This is a genomic window from Amycolatopsis sp. NPDC026612 (assembly GCF_040638285.1).
In the GTDB taxonomy this organism is placed as follows: Bacteria; Actinomycetota; Actinomycetes; order Mycobacteriales; family Pseudonocardiaceae; genus Amycolatopsis.
Genome location: NZ_JBEZYB010000014.1, coordinates 10,999 through 35,998, shown reverse-complemented (window position 1 = coordinate 35,998; position 25,000 = coordinate 10,999). Strand labels below are relative to the sequence as shown.

6 protein-coding genes are annotated in these 25,000 nt (G+C 74.8%); 1 reads left to right on the top strand and 5 read right to left on the bottom strand.

Annotated features, from left to right (window positions below; translation table 11 throughout):
* Positions 1-45: 45 nt before the first annotated feature.
* Together AB0F15_RS16000 and AB0F15_RS15995 are read right to left on the bottom strand one after the other, a co-directional pair.
* Positions 46-864 (bottom strand): hypothetical protein, encoded by an 819-nt coding sequence (locus AB0F15_RS16000; RefSeq protein ID WP_360270516.1) that lies wholly within the window; start codon positions 862-864, stop codon positions 46-48.
* Between the two features lie 100 nt (positions 865-964).
* Complete coding sequence (locus AB0F15_RS15995; RefSeq protein ID WP_360270514.1) at positions 965-1,489, bottom strand: ABATE domain-containing protein; 525 nt, start codon at positions 1,487-1,489, stop codon at positions 965-967.
* A gap of 73 nt (positions 1,490-1,562) precedes the next feature.
* Between AB0F15_RS15995 and AB0F15_RS15990 the strand changes: the two genes are divergently transcribed.
* Positions 1,563-2,780, top strand: a complete 1,218-nt coding sequence (locus tag AB0F15_RS15990) for an MFS transporter (protein ID WP_360270512.1) — start codon at positions 1,563-1,565, stop codon at positions 2,778-2,780.
* On the opposite strand, the gene AB0F15_RS15985 is transcribed toward AB0F15_RS15990, so the two are convergent.
* Genes AB0F15_RS15985 through AB0F15_RS15975 form a run of 3 tightly spaced genes read right to left on the bottom strand, consistent with a single transcriptional unit; the run spans position 2,740 to position 24,994 of the window.
* Positions 2,740-3,945 (bottom strand): cytochrome P450, encoded by a 1,206-nt coding sequence (locus tag AB0F15_RS15985; protein WP_360270510.1) that lies wholly within the window; start codon positions 3,943-3,945, stop codon positions 2,740-2,742. The genes AB0F15_RS15990 and AB0F15_RS15985 overlap by 41 nt on opposite strands.
* Positions 3,942-5,207 carry an MFS transporter gene (locus AB0F15_RS15980; protein ID WP_360270508.1) on the bottom strand — a complete coding sequence of 422 codons (1,266 nt, stop codon included), beginning with the start codon at positions 5,205-5,207 and terminating at the stop codon, positions 3,942-3,944. Before AB0F15_RS15980 ends, AB0F15_RS15985 begins: the two co-directional genes overlap by 4 nt.
* The gene (locus AB0F15_RS15975) at positions 5,204-24,994 is read right to left on the bottom strand and encodes a non-ribosomal peptide synthase/polyketide synthase (protein ID WP_360270506.1); all 19,791 of its coding nucleotides are present in this window, start codon (positions 24,992-24,994) and stop codon (positions 5,204-5,206) included. Before AB0F15_RS15975 ends, AB0F15_RS15980 begins: the two co-directional genes overlap by 4 nt.
* Between the last annotated feature and the right edge of the window lie 6 nt (positions 24,995-25,000).

The following is a 25,000-nucleotide window of genomic DNA, read 5'->3' as shown; positions in this document are numbered from 1 at the left end:
TGCCCGCACCCGTGATCACCTCGGGTGCGGGCACCGGGACCCTGGCTAGTGGGTCTTGTCCTGACCGCGGCCCGCGGGCGGGCGGCCGTTCGCGCCGTCGGCGGCCTTGCCCGCCTGCTGCGCGACCTTCTCACCGGACTGCGCCGGCTTGGGTGCTGCCGCCGGGGTAGCCGGCTTGACGGCCGGGGTCGGCGGCGTGGCCGGCTTGGCGGCCGAAGCCGGCTGCGTGGCCGGGGTCGGCGGCGTGGCCGGCTTTTCCGCGGGCAGCGTGCCGGTGGTCCCGGCAGGCTGCGTCGCGGGCTTGTCGCCCGGCTGCCCCGAAACGTTCTTTTCCGCCTCCGCCAGCGGGTTGGGACGCCGGATCTGCACGACCGCCACGATCGCGGCGGCCACCGCACCGAACGCCACCAGCCACGGCCAGCGAGCACGCTTGGTGCGTTCACCGCGGGCCACGTTCTTGGCCTCCTGGAGCGCCACGGCCAAGTCCCGCTTCGCCGTGGAGACGGTCTTCCGCCGCCGGCGCCCGGACTCCCCCGCCGAGCCGACCACGGTCGCGACGGCCTGCGCCGCCTTGCGGCCCGGATCGCGCAGCTTCACCGCCCGGGCCAGCACCTCGTCGCGGGCGGCACCGGAGTTCGCCAGCACGTCCCGGCGCGAGGACCGCGTGCTCTTGTCGAGGTCCTTGGTCGCCGCCCGGCCGACCTTCGCGAGTTCGTCCTTGCCTTCGGCCAGCTTCCGATCGGTGATTTCGACCGCCCGCGCGGCGGCCACCGCCCCCACCCGCGCGGCCTCCGCGGCGAGGTCCCGTACGCCGGCCGCCGCCGTCTTCACCGATCGCCCGACCGGGGCGTCGCCCTGGCTCATGTGATCACCTCTCACTCGTCGCAGCAGGCATCGCCTGCTCACCTCACACCTGGGGGCTACCCACTGGGAGGCCGTCCGGAACGTCGGCCCCCCATCGGCGTCACGAACCACCGCTCTTGCGCCGCCGGTAATCGGCGGATTTGGCCTTGGTGCCGCAGGCGGTCATGTCACACCAGCGGCGGCGGCCGGCGTGGGAGGCGTCGAGGAAGAGGCGGCTGCAGTCCGGGTGGGCGCACTCCCGGATCCGGCCGGCGTGCGGACCGGCGAGCAGGTCGATGGCGTCCCGGGCGAGGGTGGCGAGCGCCTGGCCGAGATCGCCGCGGTATTCGACCGCCGCGCCCGTCCAGTACGGCACCAGCGGCGGCCCGGCGGCGAAGGCGTTGAGCTCCTCCCGATCGGTCTCGCGGCTCGGGTGGCGGCACAGCCGGTCGATCGTTTCGCGGAGGGCGACGGTCCGGCGCAGCCCGGCGTCGTCGACGGCGATCCCCGTGCCGTAGCCGGCCTCGGCGAGCCAGCGCGTGACGTCGGCGGGGGTCGTCAGCAGCTCACGCGGGTGCTCGCGGTGGCGGACCTGCAGCGTCGTCGTCAGGTCCAGGCAGGGGCGGCCGCCGAGGAAGGTGAACACGTCACCATATTGACCGGTGACGGGGACGCTGCCAAGCTGGCGTCACCGGACAGTGGGGTGACGAGGGGGTGCGATGCCCGGCTTGGCGCGGTACCTGGCCGCCGCGGTGCTGGTCCGCGGCGCCGACAGCGGCGCGACGGTCGGGCTCCTGCTGCTCGCGGCCGACCGGCACGAGTCCGCGGCCACCGGCGGGCTGCTCGTCGCCGCGCTCAACGCGCCGCACCTGGTGGGCCCGTGGCTGGCCGCCCGGCTCGACCGCGCCCGGGACCGGCGCCGGCTCCTGGCCACGGCGTACCTGGGGTACGGCTTCGCGCTGGCCGCGGGCGCGCTCGCGCTGGGACGGCTGCCCGGGGTGGCGGCGATCGCCGCGGTGGCGGTCGCCGGGTGCTGCGGACCGCTGCTGACCGGCGGGCTGAGCAGCGTGCTCGGTGACCTCGGCTCCGGCCGCCGCCTCCGGGGCTGGGACGCCCTGACCTACGGCATCGGCGGCACCGCGGGCCCCGCGGCGGCCGCCGCGCTCACCGCACTGGCCGGCCCGCTCGACGCCGTCCTCGGGCTGGCGGGCGCGGCCGTGACCGCGGGGGCGCTGGTCGTGACGCTGCCCCTCGCCGGCGGGACGGCGCCGGGGGAAGCCGTGAGCCTGCGTGCCGGGCCGGCGGTGCTGGTGCGCCGGCCACCACTGCGCCGGGTGACCGTGCTGACGCTGCTCGGGGCGCTCGAACTGGGGGCGCTGCCGGTGGTGGCGGTGCGGTTCGGCACGGAGCTGCACGGCACGGCCGCGGCGGGCGCCACGCTGATCGTCGCCTACGGCGCGGGCAGTCTCCTGGGCTCGGCGCTGGTCACGGCGTGGCCGCTGCGCGGCGAACCCGAAGTGCTGGCGGTGCGGCTGTTCGCCGCGATGGCGGTGGCCACGGCGGTGTGCGCGTTCGCGCCGGGTTACGCCGTGGCGCTCGCCGGGTTCGGGGTGCTCGGGTTGCTGAACGCGACTTCGTTCACCGCGACGCTGACGGCCCGCGGCAGCTACGCCCCGGCCGGCGCCCAGGCGCAGGTGTTCGTCACCAGCGCCGCGCTCAAGGTCGCGATGGCGGCGGTGGGCGCGGCCCTCGCGGGCGCGGCGAGCAGCCTGGGCGGCCAGGTCCTCCTGCTCGGCGCGGCGGCGGCGACCGGCTCGGCGGTGGTGGCGGCGATGGTGGACCGGAAGCTGTCGGCCGCCGCGCACCCGCGAGAGCCCGCGGGTGCGCGGCGGCCGCTCAGGCCGGTTCCACGTCCAGGGGAAGGTGCCGGACGCTGACGATCACCGCCGGGTTCTGGAACACCACCTCGTCATCGGTGGCCACGGCCAGGTCGCGGTACCGCTCGAAGAGGACCTCGAACGCGATCCGGCCCTCCATCCTCGCCAGCGGCGCGCCGAAGCAGAAGTGGATGCCGTGCCCGAACGTCAGGTGCGGGTTGGGGTTGCGCGCCGCGTCGAACACGTCCGGCCGGTCGAAGAGCGCCGGGTCGCGGTTGGCCGCGGCCAGGTCGGCCATCAGGATCGCGTTCTCCGGGATCGTGTGGCCGCCGAGCTCGACCTCCTTCGTCGTGCGGCGGCCCAGCTCCGGGAACGGCGGCAGCAGCCGGAGCACTTCCTCCAGCGCCGGCGGCAGGGCGGCCGGCGAGGACCGCAGCGCGGCCGCGGCGAGGGGGTTCCGGTCGAAGGTCACCACGGCGTTGCCCAGCAGCGCGGTCGTCGTGATGTGGCCCGCGATCAGCAGCAGCGCGACGAACCCGACGATCTCCTGGTCCTCGAGCCGTTCGCCGTCGAACTCGGCCTCGACCAGCCTGCTCGTCAGCCCGGGGCCGGGGTGGGCGCGGTGGTGGCGGATGTGGTCGAGGATGTAGGCGTTCATCTCGCGGATCGTCGGGGCGATGGCGTCCAGCGCGCGCTGGATGTCGGCCATGTCGGCCGACTCGCCCAGCTGGTCGCCGCCGAACAGCACCTGGGCCCAGCGGGTGAACAGCGGGCGGTCCGCCACCGGGACGCCGAGCAGCTCGGCGATCACGATGATGGGCAGCGGGTAGGCGAGCGCGTCGACGAGGTCGAAGCGGGACGACCCGGCGACCTCGTCGAGCAGCTCGCCCGCGATGGTCCGGATCCGGGGTTCGAGCCCGGCCACCACGCGCGGGGTGAACGCCTGGCTGACCAGGGTGCGCAGCTTGCGGTGGTCCGGCGGGTCCATCCCGACGAAGTTGCCCTTCCGGAAGGTTTCGAAGTCCTCCTGGACCGGGGTGAGCCCGCTGAAGTCCGACGAGAACGTGGCCGGGTCGGACAGCACCCGCGCGACGGACGGGTGGTCGAGCACCCGCCACAGCCCCCGTTCTTCGTCGTGGTGCACCGCGCCGCGCTCGCGCAGCTCGGCCGACCGCGCCAGCAGGTCTTCGAAGGCGAAAGCGAGATCGGGCTCCTGCGTGGTCATGACGTTTTCTCCTCGGTCGTCGGCTGGGGTTCGGGTTCGGGTTCGGCGGGGGTGAGCGAGTCGGCGCGGGGGAACCGGCGCAGGGTGGGGCTGATGGTGACGACGAGGGTCACCAGCGCGATCCCGGCGGCGCACAGCAGGACGGCGTCCGTGCCGGGGAACGCCTGCACCACCAGGCCGCCGAAGGCCGGGCCGGTCGCCGCGGACACCCCGCCGATCACGCCCATCACGCTGGTCAGCCGACCCCGCAGCCGGTCGGGCGTGAGCAGCAGCTGGTAGGTCCCGATCGTCGTGTTGGCGGTCGGCGGGAGCAGGGCCATGGCGACGAACAGCGCCCCCAGCAGGTAGCCGTCGTGGATGACGGCCGCCAGCGGGGTCAGCAGGGTCAGCACCCAGAACACGCTCATGATCGACACGTAGGGGCTGAGCCGCCGCTGCAGGTAGGGCGCGATGAGCGAGCCGGTGACCCCGCCGACGCCGAGCATCGCGGCCATCACGCCGATCTCGCCGGAGGTGACGCCCCGTTCCTTGGCCAGCACGATGATGACGATGTAGTAGGCACTGAAGAAGAAGTTCAGGCTCACCGCGCACGCCACCGTGACGCGCACGTGCCGCTCGCTCCACACCCAGCGCAGCCCCTCGGCCATCTCCTTGCCGAGGTGCCCGCCGACGGGCGGCGCAGCCTCGGGGCGCGGCGCCCGGACGAAGGTCAGCGCGATCAGCGAGACCAGGTGGACGAGCACGTCGAACGCGAACGGGACGGCCCGGCCGAGGCCGTAGAGGAACCCGCCGACCGCGGTGCCCGACAGCTGGCCGAGCGCGCCGCGCGCGGAGTTCATCGCCACCGCCGTCGGGAGCTGGCCCGCGGGGACGACCCCGGCCAGCATCGCGCCTTCGGCCGGCCCGAACAGCGACCGGCAGCACCCCAGCACCGCCGCGACCGCGATGAGGTGGGGGACGCGCACGACCTCCCACCAGATCGCCGCCACCAGGCTCGCCACCGCGAGCGCGTACACCGCCTCGCAGCCGAGCAGGATCTTCTTGCGGTCCCAGCGGTCCGCCAGCGCCCCCGCGGGCAGCCCCGCGACCAGCTGGGCCATCGCGTCGACGCCGAGCACCAGCCCGGACAACGCCGGCGAGCCGGTCACCGTCAGCACCAGCAGCGGCAACGCGATCATCGACGCGCTGAACCCGGCTTCCGACAGCGCCTGGCTGCCCCACAGCAGCCGGTAGTTCCGGTTCCGGGAAAGCCGGGTGGTCACCGCCGCTCCCTCCGGTCGGCCGGCGCCTGGCAGTCGGCGGCGATCCGCCGCAGGGCGGTGGCGAAGTCGCCGGCCACCGCTTCGACGGTCCGCCGCTCGTGGCGGCCGGGCTGGTGGATCAGGGAGAACACCAGCTCGCCGTCCTGGACCGCACCGACCAGGTCGAGCAGGTGCGGGTGGTGCTCGGCCGGGTCGTGGTCGCGGCCGAGCGAACCGCGGACCGCGGCGTAGAGGCCGTCGGACGCCGCCGCCCCGGCGGCGCCGGAACCGTCCCACTGGCCGAGGTAGTTGAACGAGATCTGCGGCTGCGGCCCGGTCCCGGCGAGCCGCTGCCGCACGTCCGGGTGGCCGAGGTGGCGGAGGGCGCCGTAGCCGAACCCGTTGCCCGGCACGGACCGCAGCTGCTTGCGGACGGACTTGACCAGCGTCCGCCAGTCCGGGCTGTCCGCGGCGTCGGTCACCGAGAGCGCCACCGGGTACAGGGTGGTGAACCAGCCGACGGTCCGGTTGAGGTCGACGCCGTCGAGCACGTCCTCCCGGCCGTGGCCTTCCAGGGCGATCGACACGTCCGGGCGCCCGGTCCAGCGGGCCAGTGCCCACGCGAGGGCGGCGAGCAGGACGTCGTTGACGCGGGTGCGGTAGGCCGACGGCGCCGAGCGCAGCAAGGCGGTGGTGTCGTCGGGGCCGAGCACCACGGTGACCTCCGCCGTGCCGGTGTCGCCGACACCACCGCCTTCGTGGTCCACGGGCAGCTCGCCCGAGGCGGGTAGGCCGGTCCAGTAGTCCACTTCGTCGGCGAACCCGCCGGCCTGGACGTGGTCGCGCAGGCGGTGCGCCCAGTCCCGGAACGACGTCGTCCGCGGGCCGAGGTCGGCCGGGACGCCCCGGGCGGCCTGCCGGTAGGCGGTGTCGAGGTCGTCGAGCAGGATCCGCCAGGAGACGGCGTCGACCACGACGTGGTGCGCGGCCAGGAACAGCCTCGGCCGCCACGCCGGATCGGCGGTGACCAGGACGGCGGCGAGCAACGGGCCCTGCGCGAGGTCGAACCCGGCGTGGACGGCGTCGGCGATCCGCGTCAGCGCGGCCTCCCGGTCGGCCTCGGGCACGGCGGTCAGGTCCTCGCGGCGCAGCCCGGGCACCGGCTCCACGTCGGCGTTGTGCTGGCGCCAGCCCTCTTCGGTGCGGGTGAACCGCATGCGGAGGGCGTCGTGGTGGGTCCACACCGCGCCGAGGGCCCGCTCGAGCGCGCCGGCGTCGAAGCCGTCGGCCAGCTCGAGGAGCATCGACTGGTTGAAGTGGTGCGGGTTGACGGTGTGGGTGGCGAAGAACCAGTCCTGGATCGGGGTCAACGGCACGTCGCCGACGACCGGCCCGTCCGCCGCCGCTTCCTCGGTCACCGCGCCGGCTTCGGGGGCCAGTGCGGCGACGGTCTGGTGCAGGAAGATGTCCTTTGTGGACAACCGCAGCCCGGCGTGGCGGGCCCGGGACACGACCTGCATGCTGAGGATGGAATCCCCGCCCAGTTCGAAGAAGTTGTCCTGCGTGCCGACCCGCTCCAGGCCGAGGACCTGGGCCCAGATCTCGCAGAGCGCCCGCTCGGCCGGGGTCACCGGCTCGACGTGCCGGGCGGCGGGCTCGGCCGTGGCGGCGACCGCGGGCAGGGCGCGGCGGTCGACCTTGCCGCTCGGCCCGAGCGGCAGCGCGGGCAGTTCCAGCAGGGCCGAAGGCACGAGGTGGCCGGGCAGCGACCGGCCCAGGAACTCCCGCAGCCCCGCGGCGTCGACCGGGTCCGCCCCCGGCTCGGCGACGTAGCAGGCGACCAGGCGCTTGTGCCCGGAGGCGTCCTGCTGGACCGCGGCGACGGCGGCGGCGACCCCGGGGTGCCGGGTCAGCGCCGCCTCCACCTCCCCGAGTTCGATCCGGAAGCCGCGGACCTTGACCTGGTCGTCGGCCCGGCCGCCGAACTCCAGCTGCCCGGCGGCGGTCCAGCGGACGACGTCGCCGGTGCGGTACATCCGCTCCCCCGGCGCGCCGAACGGGTTGGCGGTGAACCGGTCGGCGGTCAGGCCCGGCCGGTCGAGGTAGCCGCGGGCCAGGCTCGGCCCCGCGACGTACAGCTCGCCCGCCACCCCGATCGGCACCGGCTCGAGCGCGGCGTCGAGGACGTGGACGCGGGTGTTCGGGATCGGCCGGCCGATGGGCGGCGGCGTGCCCGGGACCAGGGGCTCGCTCCAGGTCGCCACGATCGTCGACTCGGTGGGGCCGTAGGCGTTGATCATCCGGCGTCCCGGCGCCCAGCGGTCCACCAGCTCCGCCGGGCAGGCGTCCCCGCCGACGACGAGCGTGCGCAGGTCCGGCAGCTCGGCCGCCGGGACGGTGGCCAGCGCGGCGGGCGGGATCAGGGTGTGGGTGATCCGGTGGGCGGCGAGGAACTCGGCGAGGGGCTCCCCCAGCAGCGGCTCGGGCGGAACCACGACGAGCGCGGCCCCGGCGGGCAGCGCCAGGCACAGCTCCAGGATCGAGGCGTCGAAGCTCGGTGAGGAGTAGGCCAGGACGCGATCGTTTTCGGTGACGCGCAGGTGCTCGGCTTCGGCGGCGGCGAACCCGGCCAGGCCGGCGTGGGTGACGACCACGCCCTTGGGACGGCCGGTGGAGCCGGAGGTGTAGATCACGTACGCCGGGTGTTCGGGCCGGACCGCGACGGGCGGGAACGGCTCGGCGGTGCCGGTGCCGAACAGCGCAGGATCATCGAGCGTCAGCACCGGTACGCCGTCGGGCACCGGCGGGGCCAGGCCGTCCAGGGTCAGGACCAGGGACGGGCGGGCGTCGGCGAGCATGAACGTGATGCGCTCGATCGGGTAAGTCGGGTCGACCGGCACGAACGCCCCACCGGCCTTCCACACCGCCAGCTGCGCCACCACGATCTCCACCGATCGCGGCAGCGCCAGTGCCACGATCCGCTCCGGGCCGATGCCGTGCCCCGCCAGTACCCGGGCCAGCCGGGCGGCGCGGGCGTCCAGTTCGGCGTAGGTGAGGGATTCGCCCGCAACCACCGCGACCGCGTCCGGCGTCCGCCGCGCGCGGGCGGTGATCAGCTCGGGCAGCGTGGCCGGCGCCACCTCGCGGGCGGTGTCGTTCCAGGCGCCCAGGACCAGGTCGCGTTCGGCCGCGCCGATCAGCGGGAGCCGGGACAGGGGGCGGTCCGGGTTGGCCGCGACGCCCGTGAGCAGGACGCCCAGATGCGCGGCCAGCCGGTCGATCGTGCCGGCGTCGAACAGGTCGGTGTTGTAGGTCAGGGCGCCCCGCAGCACTTCCCCGTCCGGCTGGAACTCGAGGGTCAGGTCGAAGTTCGCCGCGGTTGCCGGCTGCGGGAGTTCCTCGGTTTCGAGGCCGGGCAGCCGGGTCGCTTCCCGAGGACTGTTCTGCAGCACCACCATCACCTGGAACAGCGGGGTGCGGCTGGGGTCCCGGCCCGGCTGCACGGCGTCGACGACCCGGTCGAACGGCAGGTCCTGGTGGTCGAACGCCTCCCGGACGCCCGCGGCGACCACGTCGAGGAACGTCGTGAAAGGCAGGTCCGGGCGGACCCGGGAGCGCAGCACCAGGGTGTTGACGAAGAACCCGACGAGACCCTCGAGCTCGGGCCGTTCCCGGCCGGAGGTGACCGTGCCGACCGCCACGTCGTCCTGGCCGGCCCAGCGGCCGAGCACCACCTGGCACGCGGCGACGAGGGTGGTGAACAGGGTCGTCTCCCGCTGCCGGCTCACCTGTTCGAGCCGGGCGGTCACCGCCGCCGGGACGACGATCTCCCGCGTCGCGCCGCGCGTCGTGCGCACCGGCGGGCGGGGCCGGTCGGTCGGCAGCTCCAGCGGGGTGAGGTCGCGCAGGCGCTCGGTCCAGTAGCCGGCCTGCCCGGCCAGGACCCGCTCGGCGAGCCGGCCGCGTTGCCAGGCCGCGAAGTCCGCGTACTGCACCGGCAGCGGCGGCAGGTCCGCCGGTTCGCCGCGCAGCGCCGCCGCGTAGAACGCGCCGACCTCCTCGGCGATCAGCCCGTTCGACCAGCCGTCGGTGACGATGTGGTGCACCGCCACGGTGAGCACGTGCTCCCGCGGCGCGAGCCGGATCAGCTTCACCCGCAGCAGCGGGCCTTCGCTCAGGTCGAAGGGCTGTTCGCCGTCGGCGCGCAGGATGTCCGCGAGCTCCTCCTCACAGGCGTCGACGACCGGCAGCGGCACCGGCGACGGCGGGTGCACGACCTGGACGCCGTGGCCGTCGGCCGAGCCGAAGGTGGTGCGCAGCGGCTCATGCCGGGCGACCAGGGCGGTGAACGCCCCGGCGAGCGCGTCGACGTCCAGTTCGCCGCGCAGGCGCACGGCGGAGCTGGTGACGTACTCGGTGCCGCCGGGCTCGAACTCGTCGAGGAACCACAGCCGCTGCTGGGCGAAGGACTGCGGCAGCTCGTGGTCGCGGGGCACCGCCGGGATCGGGTCCTGGGCCGTCGCCCCGACGGTTTCGATCGCGGCGGCGAGCCGGGACACCGTCGGGTGGGCGAACACCGCCCGCGGCGAGAGCGACACGCCGCATTCGGCGAGCAGCCGGGAAACCAGCCGGATGCTGAGGATCGAGTCGCCGCCGAGCTCGAAGAAGTTGTCCTTCGCCCCGACCCGCTCGACCCCGAGCAGCCGCTGCCAGATGGCGGCGACGGCGCGCTGGGTCGCGGTGGCCGGCTCGGCGTAGGGCCGTCGCGACGACACCGGGCCGTCCGGCGCGGGCAGGGCGCGGCGATCGACCTTTCCGTTGCGGTTCAACGGAAGCGCAGCCAGGACCAGCACGACCGCGGGCACCATGTACTCGGGCAGGGCCGCGGCGGCGTGCGCGCGCAGCTCGCCGGGGTCCGCGGTGCGCCCCGGTGCGGCGACGACGTGGGCGAGCAAGGTCTTCACCGTGCCGCCGGAGTCCGTGTGCACGGTCGCGACCGACTGGGCGACCGCCGGGTGGGCGGCCAGCACGGCCTCGACCTCGGCGAGCTCGATGCGGAACCCGCGCAGCTTGACCTGGTCGTCGGACCGGCCGAGGAACACGAGTTCGCCGCCGGGGCCGCGCCGGACGACGTCGCCGGTGCGGTACATCCGCTCCCCCGGCGCGCCGAACGGATCGGCGACGAACCGCTCGGCGGTCAGGCCGGGGCGGCCGAGGTAGCCGCGCGCCAGACCCGCGCCGGCCAGGCACAGTTCGCCGGGTGCCCCGGCGGGCAGCGGGCGCAGCTCCGCGTCCAGCACGTACGCGCGCATGCCGTCGAGCGGGCGGCCGATCGGGACCGGCTCGGGCACGCCCGCCTCGCCGGTCATCCGGAACGACGTCGCGAACGTGGTGGTTTCGGTCGGGCCGTAGCCGTCGACCACGACGAGGCCGGGGCACGCGGCCTGGACGGCCCGCACCACGGCGGGCGGGACGACGTCGCCGCCGGTCCACACCTCGCGCAGGCCGCGCAGGCCGTCCGGGGCGTCCTGGGCGAGCAGCCGGAAGAGCCCGGCGGCGAGCCACGCCGCCGTCACCGCGTGCTCGGACACCGCGCGCCGCAACGATTCCACGGTCAGGTCGGGCCCGTCGGGCAGGACCGTCGCGCCGCCGGTGAGCAGCGGGACCCACAGCTCGTAGGTGGACGCGTCGAAGGCCAGCGGCGAGTGGGCGAGCACCCGGGTGTGCGCGCCGCCGGCGAACCGGTTGTCCTGGGCCAGCGCGGTGATGTCGCGGTGGCGCACGGCGACGCCCTTGGGGACGCCGGTGGAGCCGGAGGTGTACATGACGTAGGCGAGGTTTTCGGGCACCACCAAGGATTCCGGTGCGATCCGCGACCGCTGCTCGCCCACGGTCAGCACCGGTCCACTATGGACGGCTTCGGCGGTCGGCACCCAGGTGTCGCCGGAAACCACGACCGAGACCCCGGCCTCGGCGAGCACGGCCCGCAGCCGCTCGTGCGGCGCCCGGGTGTCCAGCGGCACGTAGGCCGCGCCCGCCTTGAGCACGGCGAGTTCGGCGACGACGTGCTCGACCGAGGGCTCCAGCAGCAGCCCGATCCGATCTTCGACGGCCACACCCAGGTCGGCCAGCTGCCCGGCCAGGTGGTTCGCACGCTCGTCGAGTTCGGCGTAGGTGAGCGTCCGGGGCCCGGCGAGCACGGCGGGCTCCGCCGGGTGCCGGTGCACCTGGTCGGCGAACAGCGCGGGCACCGTGGCCGGCGTCCCGGCGGCACCCGGGCCGTGGGCGTCGGCGAGCACCTGGGCGCGTTCGGCGGCGTCGACCCACGGCACCCGGGCCAGCGGCCGGTCCGGGTCCGCGGTGACGGCGTCGAGCAGCAGGGCCAGCCGGCCGGTCAGGGCCGTGGCGGTGCCGGGGTCGAACAGCGCCGGGTCGTAGGCGAGGTCGAGGGCGAGGCCTCCGTCCAGGGAAGCCCGCAGGCACAGCGGGAAGTTCGTCGCGTCGGCCGAAGAGACCTCGACGACCCGGGGCGCGCCCGCGGTGGCGGGCTCGCTGATCGGGTAGTTCTCGAACACGACCATGCTGTCGAACAGGTTCTGCCCCGCGGGGACGTCGCTGAGCGGGCGCAGCCGGGCCAGCGACACGAAGTCGTGGTCGCGGGCCTCGCTCTGGGCGGCCTGCAGCTGCCCGAGCCACCGCGCGACCGGCTGGGTGCCGTCCACGCGGACGCGGGTGGGGATCGTGTTGATGAACAGCCCGATCATGGTCTCGACGCCGGCCAGGTCGGCCGGGCGGCCGGAGACGGTGGTGCCGAAGAGGACGTCGCGGTCGCCCGAGAGCATCGCCAGCAGCAGCGCCCAGCCGCCCTGCACGACGGTGTTGACGGTGAGGCCGTGGGTCCTGGCGAACTCCCGCAGCCGCAGCGTCGCGGCCGGCGGCAGCTCGATCCGGACCGAATCGGTGGACCGGGACTGGTGGGCTTCGGCCGGCGGGCGGTCGTAGGGCAACGCCGTCGGCGCTTCGAAGCCCGCCAGGGTGTCCCGCCAGAAGGCGTCCGCCGCGGCCTGGTCGCGGTCGGCCAGCCAGCCGAGGTAGTCCCGGTAGGGACGCCGGGTGACGAGGGCGGGCCGGACCCCGGCGGTCGTGGCGGCGTACTGCTCGCAGGCTTCGGCGAAGACTTGCGCGGAACTCCAGCCGTCGAACAGCAGGTGGTGGGACGTCCAGATCAGGTCGACCTCGTCACCGGGGAGCGCGGCGATCGCCAGCCGGGTCAGCGGCGCCCGGGTCAGGTCGAACGGGACCGCGCGGTCGGCTTCCAGGAGGTCCCGCAGGGCGGCTTCCCGCTCCGCCGGGCCGAGGCCGCGCCAGTCGTGGTGGGTGACCGGCAGGGTCGCGGCGCGGTCGACCACCTGGACGGGCTCTTCGACGCCGGTCCAGACCAGCCGGGTGCGCAGCACCGGGGTCCGGTCGACCACCCGTTGCCAGGCCGCCGCGAGGCCCGCGGGGTCGGCGACGCCGGCGAGCCGGATGCGGACCTGCTCGAAGTAGGCCGGGGAGCCGTCGTCGAGCAGGGTGTGGAACACCATCCCGGCCTGCAGCGGGGTGAGCGGGTAGACGTCCTCGACCGCGCGGCCGTCGCCGGCCACGGTGTCCAGCTCGGCCGGGCTCAGCCGGGCGAGCGGGAAGTCCGACGGCGTGCGGCCGCCGGCGTCCGGGGTGGCGCAGTGTCCGACGATCTCCCGCAGGGCCGTGAGGACCTGCTCGGCGAGCCCGCGCACGGTGTCCTCGCGGTGCACCTCGGGTGCGTAGGTCCAGGCCAGTTCGAGCCGGCCGCCGTCGACGATGCCGACGACGTCCAGGAGGGCCGTGCGCGGCCGTTCCGGGTCGACGTCGGCGCCGAGGTCGCCGCCCCAGCCGCGGTAGAGCCCGTCGGCGTCGCCGCCGGCGGTCCACTGCCCGTGGTAGTTCAGGGAAATCTGCGGCACCGGGCCGTCGTGCAGGGGCGAGTCCGGCGTCAGCCAGCGCAGGGCGCCGTAGCCGAGGCCCTTGCCGGGGACGGCCCGCAGCTGCTCCTTGACGGCCTTCAGCGTCGGGCCCCAGCCGTCGCCCGCGGGGAGGGTGAGCGCGACCGGGAACTCGGCGGTGAACCAGCCGACCGTGCGGGAGAGGTCGAGGTCGTCGAAGATCTCTTCGCGGCCGTGCCCTTCCAGCGAGATCAGGACGCGCTCGCGGCCGGTCCAGCGGGCCAGCACCCGGCCGAGCGCGCTGAGCAGGACGTCGTTGATCTGCGTGCGGTAGACCTCGGGGACCTGGTGCAGCAGGGCGTCGGTGGTTTCGGGGTCCAGGCCGACCGTGACCGTGCGGGTGCTTCCGGCCGTGTTCTCCCCTGCCGCGTCGACGGGCAGTTCCGGGACGACGCCGTCGAGCACCTCGGTCCAGTACGGCAGCTCGGTTTCGAAGGCGTGCCCCGCGAGGCGGTCCGCCCAGCGGAGGTAGCTGACCGGGGCCGGGCCGAGCTCGGCGGGCCGGCCGGAGACCACCTGGCGGTAGGCGGTTTCCAGGTCGTCGAACAGGATCCGCCAGGACACGCCGTCGACCACGAGGTGGTGGACGACCAGCAGCAGCCGCGGCGGCCGCTCCGGCGACGTGATCAGCACCGCCGCGACGAGGGGGCCGTGCTCGACCCGCAGCCCGGCGCGCGTTTCGGCGGCCATCGCCGCGATGTCCACATCGGACGCTTCGACGTGCCGCAGCGCCGGGATTTCCGCGTCGGGCCGGAACTCCTGCCGCCACCCGTCGCCGGTGCGGGTGAACCGGGTGCGCAGGGCGTCGTGCCGGGAAAGCACCGCGGTGATCGCGGTTTCGAGCGCGGGGACGTCCACGTCGGGATCGAGTTCGGCGAGGGTCGACATCGTGAAGTGGTCGTGGTGGCCGGTCTCGAAGAACCACCGCTGGATCGGTGTGAGGGGCGCCGCGCCGGTGAACGCGGCTTCGGGCTCGGCCGCCGCTTCGGCGCCGGCGACGCGGGCCAGCTCGGCGACGCTCTGGTGGCGGAAGACGTCCCGGGAAGTCAGGCGCAGGCCGTGCCGCCGGGCCCGGGAGACGACCTGGATGCTGAGGATCGAATCCCCGCCGAGGGCGAAGAAGTTGTCGTCCACCCCCGGCTCCGGGATGCCGAGGACGTCGGCCCAGATCTCCGCGAGCAGCCGTTCGGTGGCCGTGCGCGCCGCGGTGCGGCCCTCGGCCGGGGCCGGGTGGACGGCGGGGGCCGGCAGCGCGCGGCGGTCGACTTTGCCGCTGGTGGCCAGCGGCAGCCGCTCGAGGGGGACGAACACCGAGGGCACCAGGTGGTCGGGCAGGGTGGCCTTGAGCGCCGTCCGCAGCCGCGCCGGGTCCGCCGGCGAGCCGTCGGCCGCGACGACGTAGGCGACGAGCCGCGCGTGGCCGTCGTCGCGGCGGGCGACGACCACCGCGTCGGCGACCTCGGGCAGTCCGCGCAGCGCCGCTTCGACTTCGCCGGGCTCGATCCGGAAGCCGCGGATCTTGACCTGGTCGTCGACGCGGCCGAGGTACTCCAGGTAGCCGTCGGCGGTCCAGCGGACGCGGTCGCCGGTGGCGTACATCCGGCGGCCGGCAGGCCCGAAGGGGTTGGCGCGGAAGCGCTCCGCCGTCAGCCCCGGCCGGTTCAGATAGCCGCGGGCCAGCTGGACGCCGGCCAGGTGCAGTTCGCCGGGCACCCCGATCGGCGCCGGGCGCAGCCGGTCGTCCAGGACGTAGGCCTGCACGTTCCCGAGCGGGCGGCCGATCACTTCGCGCCCGGTTTCCCCGATCCGGCACAGGGTCGCGTCGACCGTGCACTCGGTCGGGCCGTAGAGGTTGAACGCGGTGACGCCGTCGAGGTCGCTCAGGTCCCGCCACAGCGTCTCGCCGACGGCTTCCCCGCCGAGCAGCAGCACCGGCGGGCGGTGGTCCCCGAGCCCGGTTTCCAGGAGGTGCCGGACGAACGACGGCGTCGAGTTGACCAGGTCGATCCGGTGCTCGGCGACGTAGCCGGCGAGCACGGCCGGGTCGAACCGGGTGTCGCCGTCGATCACGTGCAGTTCGTGCCCGGCCGTGAGCATCAGCAGCACGGCTTCCCAGGACGCGTCGAAGGTGAACGCGGCGGTCAGCGCGACCCGCAGCCGGTCCTTCCCGGCCGCGGCGGTGAGCCGGCCCCCGTGGTCGACGGCCAGGTTGGCCAGCGCGCGGTGGCCGACGAGCACGCCCTTCGGGGTGCCGGTGGAGCCGGAGGTGTAGATCGCGTAGGCGGCGTGGTCCGGGGTGAGCGGGGCGAGCCGGTCGGCGTCGGTGACGGTCGCGTCCCCTTCCGCCGCGGCGACCGGTTCGGTGAGCACCAGCACCGGCCGGGCGTCGGCCAGCAGTGCTTCCCGGCGCCGGGCGGGCAGCTCCGGGTCCAGCGGCAGGTGGGCCGCGCCGGTCTTGAGGACGGCGAGGATCGTCACGACCAGGTCGGCCGAGCGGGGCAGGGCGACGGCGACCAGGCGCTCGGGCCCGGCGCCGCGGGCGATGAGGACGCGGGCGATCCGGTTGGCCCGGGCGGCGAGCTCGGCGAAGGTCAGCGTCGTGCCGCCGCAGACCAGGGCGGTCGCGTGCGGGGTGCGGGCGGCCTGGGCGTCGAACAGCTCGACGACGGTGGTGTCCGGGATCGGCCGGCCGGTCGCGTTCCAGGTCCGGACGACGAGGTCGTGTTCGGCCGCGGGCAGCGGCGGCAGCGCGTCGACGGGCCGGTCCGGTTCGGCCGCGACGGCGGTGAGCAGGACCGTGAGGTGGTCGCCGAACCGTCGCATCGTCGCCGCGTCGAACAGGTCGGTGTTGTAGTTGAGCAGGCCGCGCAACCCGTCCGGGTGTTCCTCGAACTCGACGCTGAGGTCGAACCCGGCGGTGGTCATCGGCAGCGTCAGCTCGCCGGCGGTGAGCCCGGCGAGGGCGGGCAGGCGGTTGCCGGCGTTCTGCAGGGTCACCAGCACCTCGAACAGCGGGGTGCGGCTGGGGTCGCGGTCGGGGCTCAGCTCGTCGACGATCCGTTCGAACGGCACTTCCTGGTGGGCGAACGCGTCCAGCACGGTCCGCCGGACGGCGCCGAGCAGCTCCCCGAAGCTGCGCTGTCCGTCCACAGAGGACCGCAGCACGACGGTGTTGACGAAGAGCCCGACGAGGTCCTGGACTTCCGCGTGGTCCCGGCCGGAGGTCACCGTGCCGACGGCGACGTCGTCCTGGCCGGACCAGCGGCGCAGCACCAGCTGGCAGGCCGCGACCAGCGCCGTGAACAGGGTGGTGTCGCGAGCACGGCTCAGCCGGCGCAGCGCGGCGAGGGCCTCGGCGCCGAGGGTGAACTCGTGTTCGGCGCCGTTCGACGTCCGGGTGACCGGCCGCGGGCGGTCGGTCGGCAGGTCCAGCGGGCGCAGGCCGTCGAGTTCCCGCCGCCAGAAGCCGAGCTGGTCGTCGAGGAAGTCGCCGGTGAGGCGCTCGCGCTGCCACGCGGCGAAGTCCGCGTACTGGATGGGCAGTGCGGGCAGCTCGGCGCGTTCGTCGCCGTAGAGGGTGGCCAGTTCGCCGGCGAGGACGCCCATCGACCAGCCGTCGGTGATGATGTGGTGCAGGGACAGGACCAGCGCGTGGTCGTCGGTGGCCACGCGGACGAGCCGCGCGCGCAGCAACGGGCCCCGCGCGAGGTCGAACGGCCGGGTGAGGTCCTCGGCCAGCAGCCGCCGCAGGTCCTCCGCCGCCGTCGCCGAGCCGGTCAGGTCGGTGACCGGCAGCGCGAGCTGCCACGGCTCGCCCACGACCTGGCGCGGCCGTCCGTCGACGGCCGGGAACGTGGTGCGCAGCGACTCGTGCCGGGCGATCAGCGCGGTGAGCGCCCGGGCGAGGGCGCCGGGCCGCAGGTCCCCGCGCAGCCGGACGCCGAAGACGGTGACGTGGTCGGTGCTGCCGGGGGCGAAGTCGTCGAGAAACCACAGGCGCTGCTGGGCGAACGACAGCGGCAGCTCGCGGTCGCGGTCCACCGGCGTGATCGCCGCGGCGAGCGGGGTGGCCACCGCAGCGGGCAGCGCGGCCGCCAGGCCCGCCACCGTCGGGTGGTCGAACACCGTCCGCGGGGACACTTCGGCGCCGAAGGCCTCGCGCAGCGCCGAGCTGAACCGGATGCTGAGGATGGAATCCCCGCCCAGCTCGAAGAAGTTGCCGTCGGCCCCGACGCGCTCCAGGCCGAGCGTGGCGGCCAGGACCGCCGCGACCGTGCGTTCGGCATCAGTGCGGGGTTCGACGAACGCCGCCGCCTCGATGCCCGTCGCGGCGGGCGCCGGCAGCGCCCGGTGGTCGAGTTTCCCGTTGCGGGTCAGGGGAAGCTCGTCGAGGGTGACGAACGCCGATGGCACCATGTACTCCGGCAGGAACCGGGCCAGGTGCTCGCGCAACCGGGCCGCGCTCGGCGGGGCGTCCGGCGACGCCGCGACGACGTAGGCGACCAGCCGCTTGCGGCCGGGTTCGTCCTCGCGGGCCAGCACCGCGGCCGAGCCGACGTCGGGCAGGGCGAGCAGGGTGGCCTCGATCTCGCCCGGTTCGATCCGGAAGCCCCGGATCTTCACCTGCTGATCGGCGCGGCCGTGGTAGCGCAGGGCGCCGTCACCGGTGCGGGAAACCCGGTCGCCGGACCGGTACATGCGGGAGCCGGGCGCGCCGAACGGGTCGGCGACGAACCGGGCGGCAGTCAGCCCCGGCCGGCCGAGGTAGCCGCGGGCCAGGCCGTCGCCGGCCACGTACAGCTCGCCGGGCACCCCGGCCGGGACGGGGTTCAGGTCCGGGTCGAGGACGTACCCGCGCAGGTCGGGCAGCACCGCACCGATCAGGCCCGTCGCACCGTCCACATCGGACGTGAGGTCGTGGTGGGTGACGTGCACGGTGGTCTCGGTGATGCCGTACATGTTCACCAGCCGCGGCGCGCGGTCGCCGTGGCGGGCGAACCAGCCGGCCAGCCGGCGGGTTTCCAGGGCCTCGCCGCCGAAGACGACGTACCGCAGCGCGAGCCGGGCGCCGGCTTCGGGGTCGTCCTCGCCGGCCCGGACGAGCTGGTAGAACGCCGAGGGCGTCTGGTTGAGCACGGTGACCCGCTCGTCGGCCAGCAGGTGCAGGAACTCCCGCGGCGAGCGGGACACGGCGTGCGGCACCACGACGAGCCGGCCGCCGTGCAGCAGCGGACCCCAGATCTCCCACACGGAGAAGTCGAACGCGTAGGAGTGGAACAGCGTCCAGACGTCGTCGGAGCCGAAGCCGAAGCGGCCGGCGGTCGCGGCGAGCAGGCGGGTGACGTTGCGGTGCGGGATCACCACGCCCTTGGGCAGCCCGGTCGAGCCGGAGGTGTAGATGACGTAGGCCGGGTGCTCCGGCGCGCAGCGCAGCGGCGGGTCGGCTTGGGGGCCCGCCGCCACGTCGACGTCTTCCGGCGCGAGGACGGTGACGGGATCGGTGTCGGCCAGCATCCGGTCGACGCGTTCGGCGGGCGTGGCCGGGTCGATCGGCAGGTACGCGGCCCCGGCCTTGAGCACGGCGAGGATGGCGACGACCTGTTCCGGCGAGCGCGGCAGGCGCAGGGCGACGAACCGTTCGGGGCCGGCGCCCAGTGCGATCAGCCGGTGCGCCAGCCGGTTCGCCCGCGCGTTGAGCTCGACGTAGGTCAGGGACGTGCCGTCGCCGGTGAGAGCGATCGCGTCCGGGTGGGCGGCGACCTGGGCGGCGAACAGCTCCGTGATGGTGGGAGCGGGCAAGGACGGGGTCTGTTCCACGGCGAGCCGGGCGCGGTCGGCGGCCGAGAGCCACGGCAGCCGGGCGATCGGGCGGTCCGGGTTCTCGGCGATCCCGAGCAGCAGCGTCTCCAGCCGGGCCGCCAGCGCGGTGGCGGTGTCTTCGTCGAACAGGTCGGGGTCGGTGCCGAGCTCGAAGCCCAGCTGCCGGTCGGCGAAGGCGCGCAGGGTGACCGGGAACGTCGTGGCGTCGAGCGCGGTCACCTCCCGCAACGTGACGCCTGCCTGCGCGGCCGCGTTCTCGTCGAACGGGTAGTTCTCGAACGCGACCATGCTGTCGAACAGGTTCTCCCCCGACGGGACGTCGCTGAGCGAGCGCAGCCGCCCCAGTGCGACGAAGTCGTACCGCCGGGCCTGGTTCTGCTCGTCCTGCAGCCGCTGCAGCCACGGCAGCAGCGGTTCGCCGCTGTCGACGTGCACGCGCGTCGGGACGGTGTTGATGAACATCCCGATCATGGTCTCCACGCCCGGCAGGTCGTCGGGGCGGCCGGAGACGGTGGTGCCGAACACGACGTCGGACTCGCCGCTGGAGTGGGCCAGCAGCAGCGCCCAGGCCCCCTGCACGAGGGTGTTGACGGTCAAGCCGTGGCGGCGGGCGACGTCCCGCAGCCGGGCGGTGTCCTCTGTGGACAAAGAGGCCCGTACGGTCCGCGACGAGCGCGTCCGGTGCGCCTGGGCGGGTGGCCGGTCCCAGGGCAGCGGGGTCGGGGCGGCGAACCCGGACAGCACCGCGCGCCAGTGGTCTTCGGCGGCCGCGGCGTCCTGCGCGGCCAGCCAGCCGAGGTAGTCGCGGAACGGGCGGTGCGCCGGCACCCGCGGCACCCGGTGCTCGGTGATCGCGGCGTACTGCTCGCACACCTCGGTGAAGATCTGCGCCAGGCTCCAGCCGTCGAGCACGATGTGGTGCGACGTCCACATCAGCAGCACCCGGTCGTGGCTGAGCGCGACGATGCCGAGCCGCATCAGCGGCGCGGTGGCCAGGTCCAGCCCGGCGGCGGCGTCGTCGGCCGAGAGCCGGTCCAGCTGGGCGTTCTGCTCGGCCTCGGACAGCCCGCGCCAGTCGTGGCGGGTGATCGGGACGACCGCCCGGTGCCGCACGACCTGCAGGGGTTCCTCGACGCCGTCCCAGACGAGTTCGGTCCGCAGCACCGGGGTCCGGTCGGCCACCTGCTGCCAGGCCTGCGCGAACGCGTCGGGGTCGCGAACACCGTCCAGGAGCATCCGGGCCTGGTCGACGTAGGCGTCGGCGGTGGGATCGAGCAGGCTGTGGAACAACATGCCCGCCTGCAGCGGGGTCAGCGGGTAGATGTCGTCGACCTCGCGGCCGTCGCCGGCGATTCGGTCCACAGTGGACTGGTCGAGCCGGGCCAGTGGGAAGTCCGACGGCGTGCGGCCGCCGCTGCCGGGCCGCGCGCAGTGCGCGACGATCTCCCGCAGCCCCGTCAGCATCGCCTCGGCCAGCTCGCGGACGGTGTCTTCGTCGTTGACCTGGTCGGAGTAGGACCAGGTCAACGACAGTGCGCCGGACTCGACGACGCCGGTGACGTCCAGCTGGTAGGTGCTCGCCTCGTCCGGGGCGATGTCGGCGCCCGGGCTGTCGTGCCGTCCGCGGAACAGCCCGTGGTCACCGGCCTGGGCGTCCCAGCGGCCGTGGTAGTTGAAGCAGATCTGCGGCAGCGGGAAGTTCTGCAGGACGTGGCCGGGCGCCCCGGGTCCGCCGAGGTGACGCAGGGCCTCGTAGCTCAGGCCCCGGCGCGGGACGGCCCGCAGCTGCTCCTTGACCGCCTTGAGCGTGGCGCCCCAGTCCCCCGACGGCGGCAGGTCGAGCGCCACCGGGAACTGCGTGGTGAACCAGCCCACCGTGCGCGAGAGATCGACACCGTCGAGCACGTCCTCGCGGCCGTGGCCTTCCAGCGCGATCAGGACGCCGTCCTGCTGCGTGCGGTCCGCCAGTGCCCGGCCGAGCGCGCTGAGCAGCACGTCGTTGACCTGGGTCCGGTAGGTGGCGGGGACGCGGTGCAGCAGCGCGTCGGTGTCTGCGGCGCCGAGGGTCACGGTCAGCGTGCGGGTGGAGCCGGTGGTGCCGGCGCCCGTGTGGTCGGCCGCCAGCGCGGCCGGGACCCGGCGGGCCACGCGCGTCCAGTGCTCGAGGTCGTCGTCGAACCCGCCCGCGCGGACGTGCTGTTCCAGCAGGTGCGCCCACTGGGTGAACGGCGTGGCCGTGGCCGCGAGCCGGACCGGTGCCCCGGCGGTGACCTGGCCGTAAGCGGTTTCGAGGTCGCCGAGCAGCAGCCGCAGCGACACCCCGTCGACCACCAGGTGGTGCACGGCCAGGAACAGCAGCGGGGGCCGGGTGCCGCGGACGAGCAGGGCCGCGCCGGCGAGGGTGCCGGTCGCCAGGTCCAGTCCGGCGCGCACCTGGGCGGCCGCGGCCTCGATCCCGGCGCGCTGCCCGGCGTCGCCGAGCGAAGACAGGTCCCGGATCCGCAGGATCCCGGTCGGCGGCGTGGGCGTGACCTCCTGCCGCCACTGCCCGTCGACGGTGAAGAACCGGGTCCGCAGCGTGTCGTGGTGGGCGACGACCGCGTCGAGGGCGGTCCGCAGCGCCTGCGGGTCGACGTCGGCGGGCAGCTCCAGCAGCTGCGACATGGTGAAGTGGTCCAGCGGCCCGTGGGTGGCGAAGAACCAGTGCTGGATCGGGGTGAGCGGCGCCGGGCCCGCGACCGGGCCGGCCGCGGCGGGCGCGTGCGCCGCGGCCGTCTGCACCGCGGTCGCGAGCCCGGCGATGGTCTGGTGCAGGAAGATGTCCCGCGAGGTGAGCCGCAGGCCGGCCTGGCGGGCCTGCGCGACCACCTGGATGCTGAGGATCGAGTCGCCGCCGAGGCCGAAGAAGTTGTCCTCGACGCCGATGCGGTCGTTGCCGAGCACCTCGGACCAGATGGCCACCAGCTGGTGCTCGACGGCGGTCCGCGCGGGCACGTAGGCCTGGCCGCCGTCCGGCGCGGCGTCCGGGGCCGGGAGCGCCCGGCGGTCGACTTTCCCCTGCGGCGTCAGCGGAATCGCGTCGATCGGGACGAACACCGAGGGCACCAGGTAGTCGGGCAGGGTGGCCCGCAGGGCGGCGCGCAGGGCGTCCGCCGTGGGCGGGACCGCCTCGGCCCCGACGACGTAGGCGACCAAGCGGGCGTGGCCTTCTTCGGGCTTGATCGCGACGACCGCGGCGGCGGTGACCTCGGGCAGGCGCACCAGCGCGGCCTCGACCTCGCCCGGCTCGACGCGGAAGCCGCGGATCTTCACCTGGTCGTCGAGGCGGCCCAGGTAGGCCAGCTGCCCGTCGGCCGTCCAGCGGACCCGGTCGCCGGTGCGGTACATGCGTTCGCCGGGCTCGCCGAAGGGGTTCGCGACGAAGCTGCCGGCGGTGCGGCCCGGGCGGCCGAGGTAGCCGCGCGCCAGCTGCGCCCCGGCGAGGCACAGCTCGCCGGGCACCCCGGCGGGCACCGGACGCAGGTCCTGGTCCAGGACGTAGGCGCGGGTGTTGGCCAGCGGACGGCCGAGCACCGGACGCGCGGCTTCGCCGACCCGGCAGGACACCGCGTCCACTGTGTACTCGGTCGGGCCGTAGAAGTTGTGCGCCACGGTGACTTCCGCGGCGGCGAGTTCGCGCCACAGCGTGTCGTCCAGCGCTTCACCGCCCAGCATGAGGATCTTCGGGCGGTGCCGCGGGTCCGTCAGCAACCCGGCGGGGACCAACCGGCGCAGGTAGGTCGGGGTGAGGTCGAGGAAGTCGATCCGGTGCTCGGCGATGTGGTCGACGAGGGCGTGGGCGTCGAGCCGGACGTCGTCGCCGACCAGGTGCAGCTCGTGGCCGTCGGCCATGAGCAACGGGCCCTCCAGCGACGTGTCGAACGACAGGGTCGCGGTCAGCGCGACCCGCAGCCGCCGGCCGGGAGGGGCGAAGTCGTTGCGGTGGTTGAACAGCAGGTTGGTGAGGTTGCGGTGCGGGACGGCCACGCCCTTCGGGCGGCCGGTGGACCCGGAGGTGTAGATGACGTAGGCCGTGTTGTCCGGCCGCAGCGGCGCGACGCGGTCGGCGTCGGTGAGGTCCGCGGCGGAGTACTCCTGCGGCGCGGCCGCGAGTTCCGCGGTGGTGAGGACCAGGGTGGCGCCGGCGTCCCGCAGCAGCAGCTCCTTCCGGTCGGCGGGCAGGGCGGGGTCGATCGGCAGGTAGACCGCGCCGGCCTTCAGCACCGCGAGGAAGGCCACGATCGCCTCGGCGGTACGCGGCAACTCGAGCGCGACCACCCGCTCGGGGCCGGCGCCCAGCGTGACGAGGTGGCGGGCCAGGCGGTTGGCCATCGCGTTGAGCTCGGCGAAGCTCAGCGCGATGGCCCCGGCGACGAGCGCGGTCTCGTCCGGGCTGCGCTGGGCCTGGGACTCGAACAGTTCGGTGACGGTGGCCGCGGGCACGTCCAGCGCGGTGCCGTTCCACTCGGTGAGCAGCCGGTGCTGCTCACCGCCGGTGAGCAGCGGCAGCTCGCCGACCGGTCGCTGCGCGTCGGCGGCGATCGCGGTCAGCAGCACGGTGAGGTGCCCGCCCAGTGCGACGGCGGTCCGCTCGTCGAACAGGTCGGTGTTGTACTCCAGCGATCCTTCGAGCGCGTCCGCGGACAGCTGGAACTCGACGGTGAGGTCGAAGTTGGCGGCCCGGCGGGCGACCTCGACCGGCTCGGCCGTCACCCCGGCGAAGTCCGCCGGGCCGCCCGCATTGCCGTGCAGCAGCACCATCGCGTCGAACAGCGGGGTACGGCTGGCGTCGCGCTCGAGGCGCAGGGCCTCGACGAGCTTTTCGAACGGCGCTTCGGCGTGGTCGAACGACTCGAGCACCGTCGTGCGGACGGCGTCGAGGAACGTCCCGAACGGCGCGGTCCGGTCCACAGTGGACCGGATGACGACGGTGTCGACGAAGAAGCCGACCGTGCGCTGCAGCTCGGGGGAGTTCCGGCCGGAAACCACGGTCCCGACGGCGATGTCGGACCGGCCGGTGTAGCGGGCGAAGAGCACCTGGCAGGCCGCGACCAGCACGGTGTACAGCGTGGTGTCGTGGAGCCGGGCCAGCTCGGCCAGCCCGGCCGCGACCCCGGCCGGGACGCGGAAGCGGTGCACCGCACCGGCCGTCGTGCGCACGGCGGGCCGGGGCCGGTCGGCGGGCAGGTCCAGCGGTTCGACGCCGGCCAGCTGGGTGGTCCAGTAGGCGAGGTGCCGGTCGAGGGCGGGCCCGGCGAGCCGGTTCCGCTGCCACACGGCGAAATCGGCGTACTGGACCGCCGGCTCGGGCAGCACCACGGGTTCGCCGCGCACGGCGGCGGCGTAGAACGTGCCGAGCTCCCCGACCAGGATGCCCATCGATTCGCCGTCGGTGACGATGTGGTGGGCGGTGATCAGCAGGACGTGGTGGTCCTCGGCGACGCGCACCAGCAGCAGCCGCACCAGCGGGCCGCGCCGGAGGTCGAACGACCGGCCGTATTCGGCTTCCAGCACCTCGTCCAGGTCGGCGGGCCGCAGCGCGGGGTCGGTGGTCAGGTCGACCGTCCGCACCGGGATCTCCGGAGCGGCGTGGACGACCTGCACCGGGGTGCCACCGGCGTCGTCGATGGTCGTGCGCAGGGATTCGTGCCGGGCCACCAGCCGCGCCAGCGCGCCGGTGAGCGCCACGGTGTCGAGCGGGCCGGTCAGCCGCAGCGCCACGGCGCTGTTGTACTCCGCGTCCCCCGGGCGGAACTCGTCGAGGAACCACAGGCGCTGCTGGGCGAACGACAGCGGCAGGGCCTCCTCGCGCGGCGCCCGGCCGATGACGTCGGACCGCTCCGCCCGGCCGGCCAGCCGGCGCTTGAGCGTCTCCCGCAGGTCCGCGGGCAGCGCGTCGATGCGGCTCTTTCTCGAGGTGGTCATTGCTTT

Excerpts from the sequence above, each read along its gene's own strand:
- AB0F15_RS16000 (WP_360270516.1), bottom strand. The coding sequence starts at position 864 with ATGAGCCAGGGCGACGCCCCGGTCGGGCGATCGGTGAAGACGGCGGCG.
- AB0F15_RS15990 (WP_360270512.1), top strand. The coding sequence starts at position 1,563 with ATGCCCGGCTTGGCGCGGTACCTGGCCGCCGCGGTGCTGGTCCGCGGC.
- AB0F15_RS15985 (WP_360270510.1), bottom strand. The coding sequence starts at position 3,945 with ATGACCACGCAGGAGCCCGATCTCGCTTTCGCCTTCGAAGACCTGCTG.
- AB0F15_RS15975 (WP_360270506.1), bottom strand. The coding sequence starts at position 24,994 with ATGACCACCTCGAGAAAGAGCCGCATCGACGCGCTGCCCGCGGACCTG.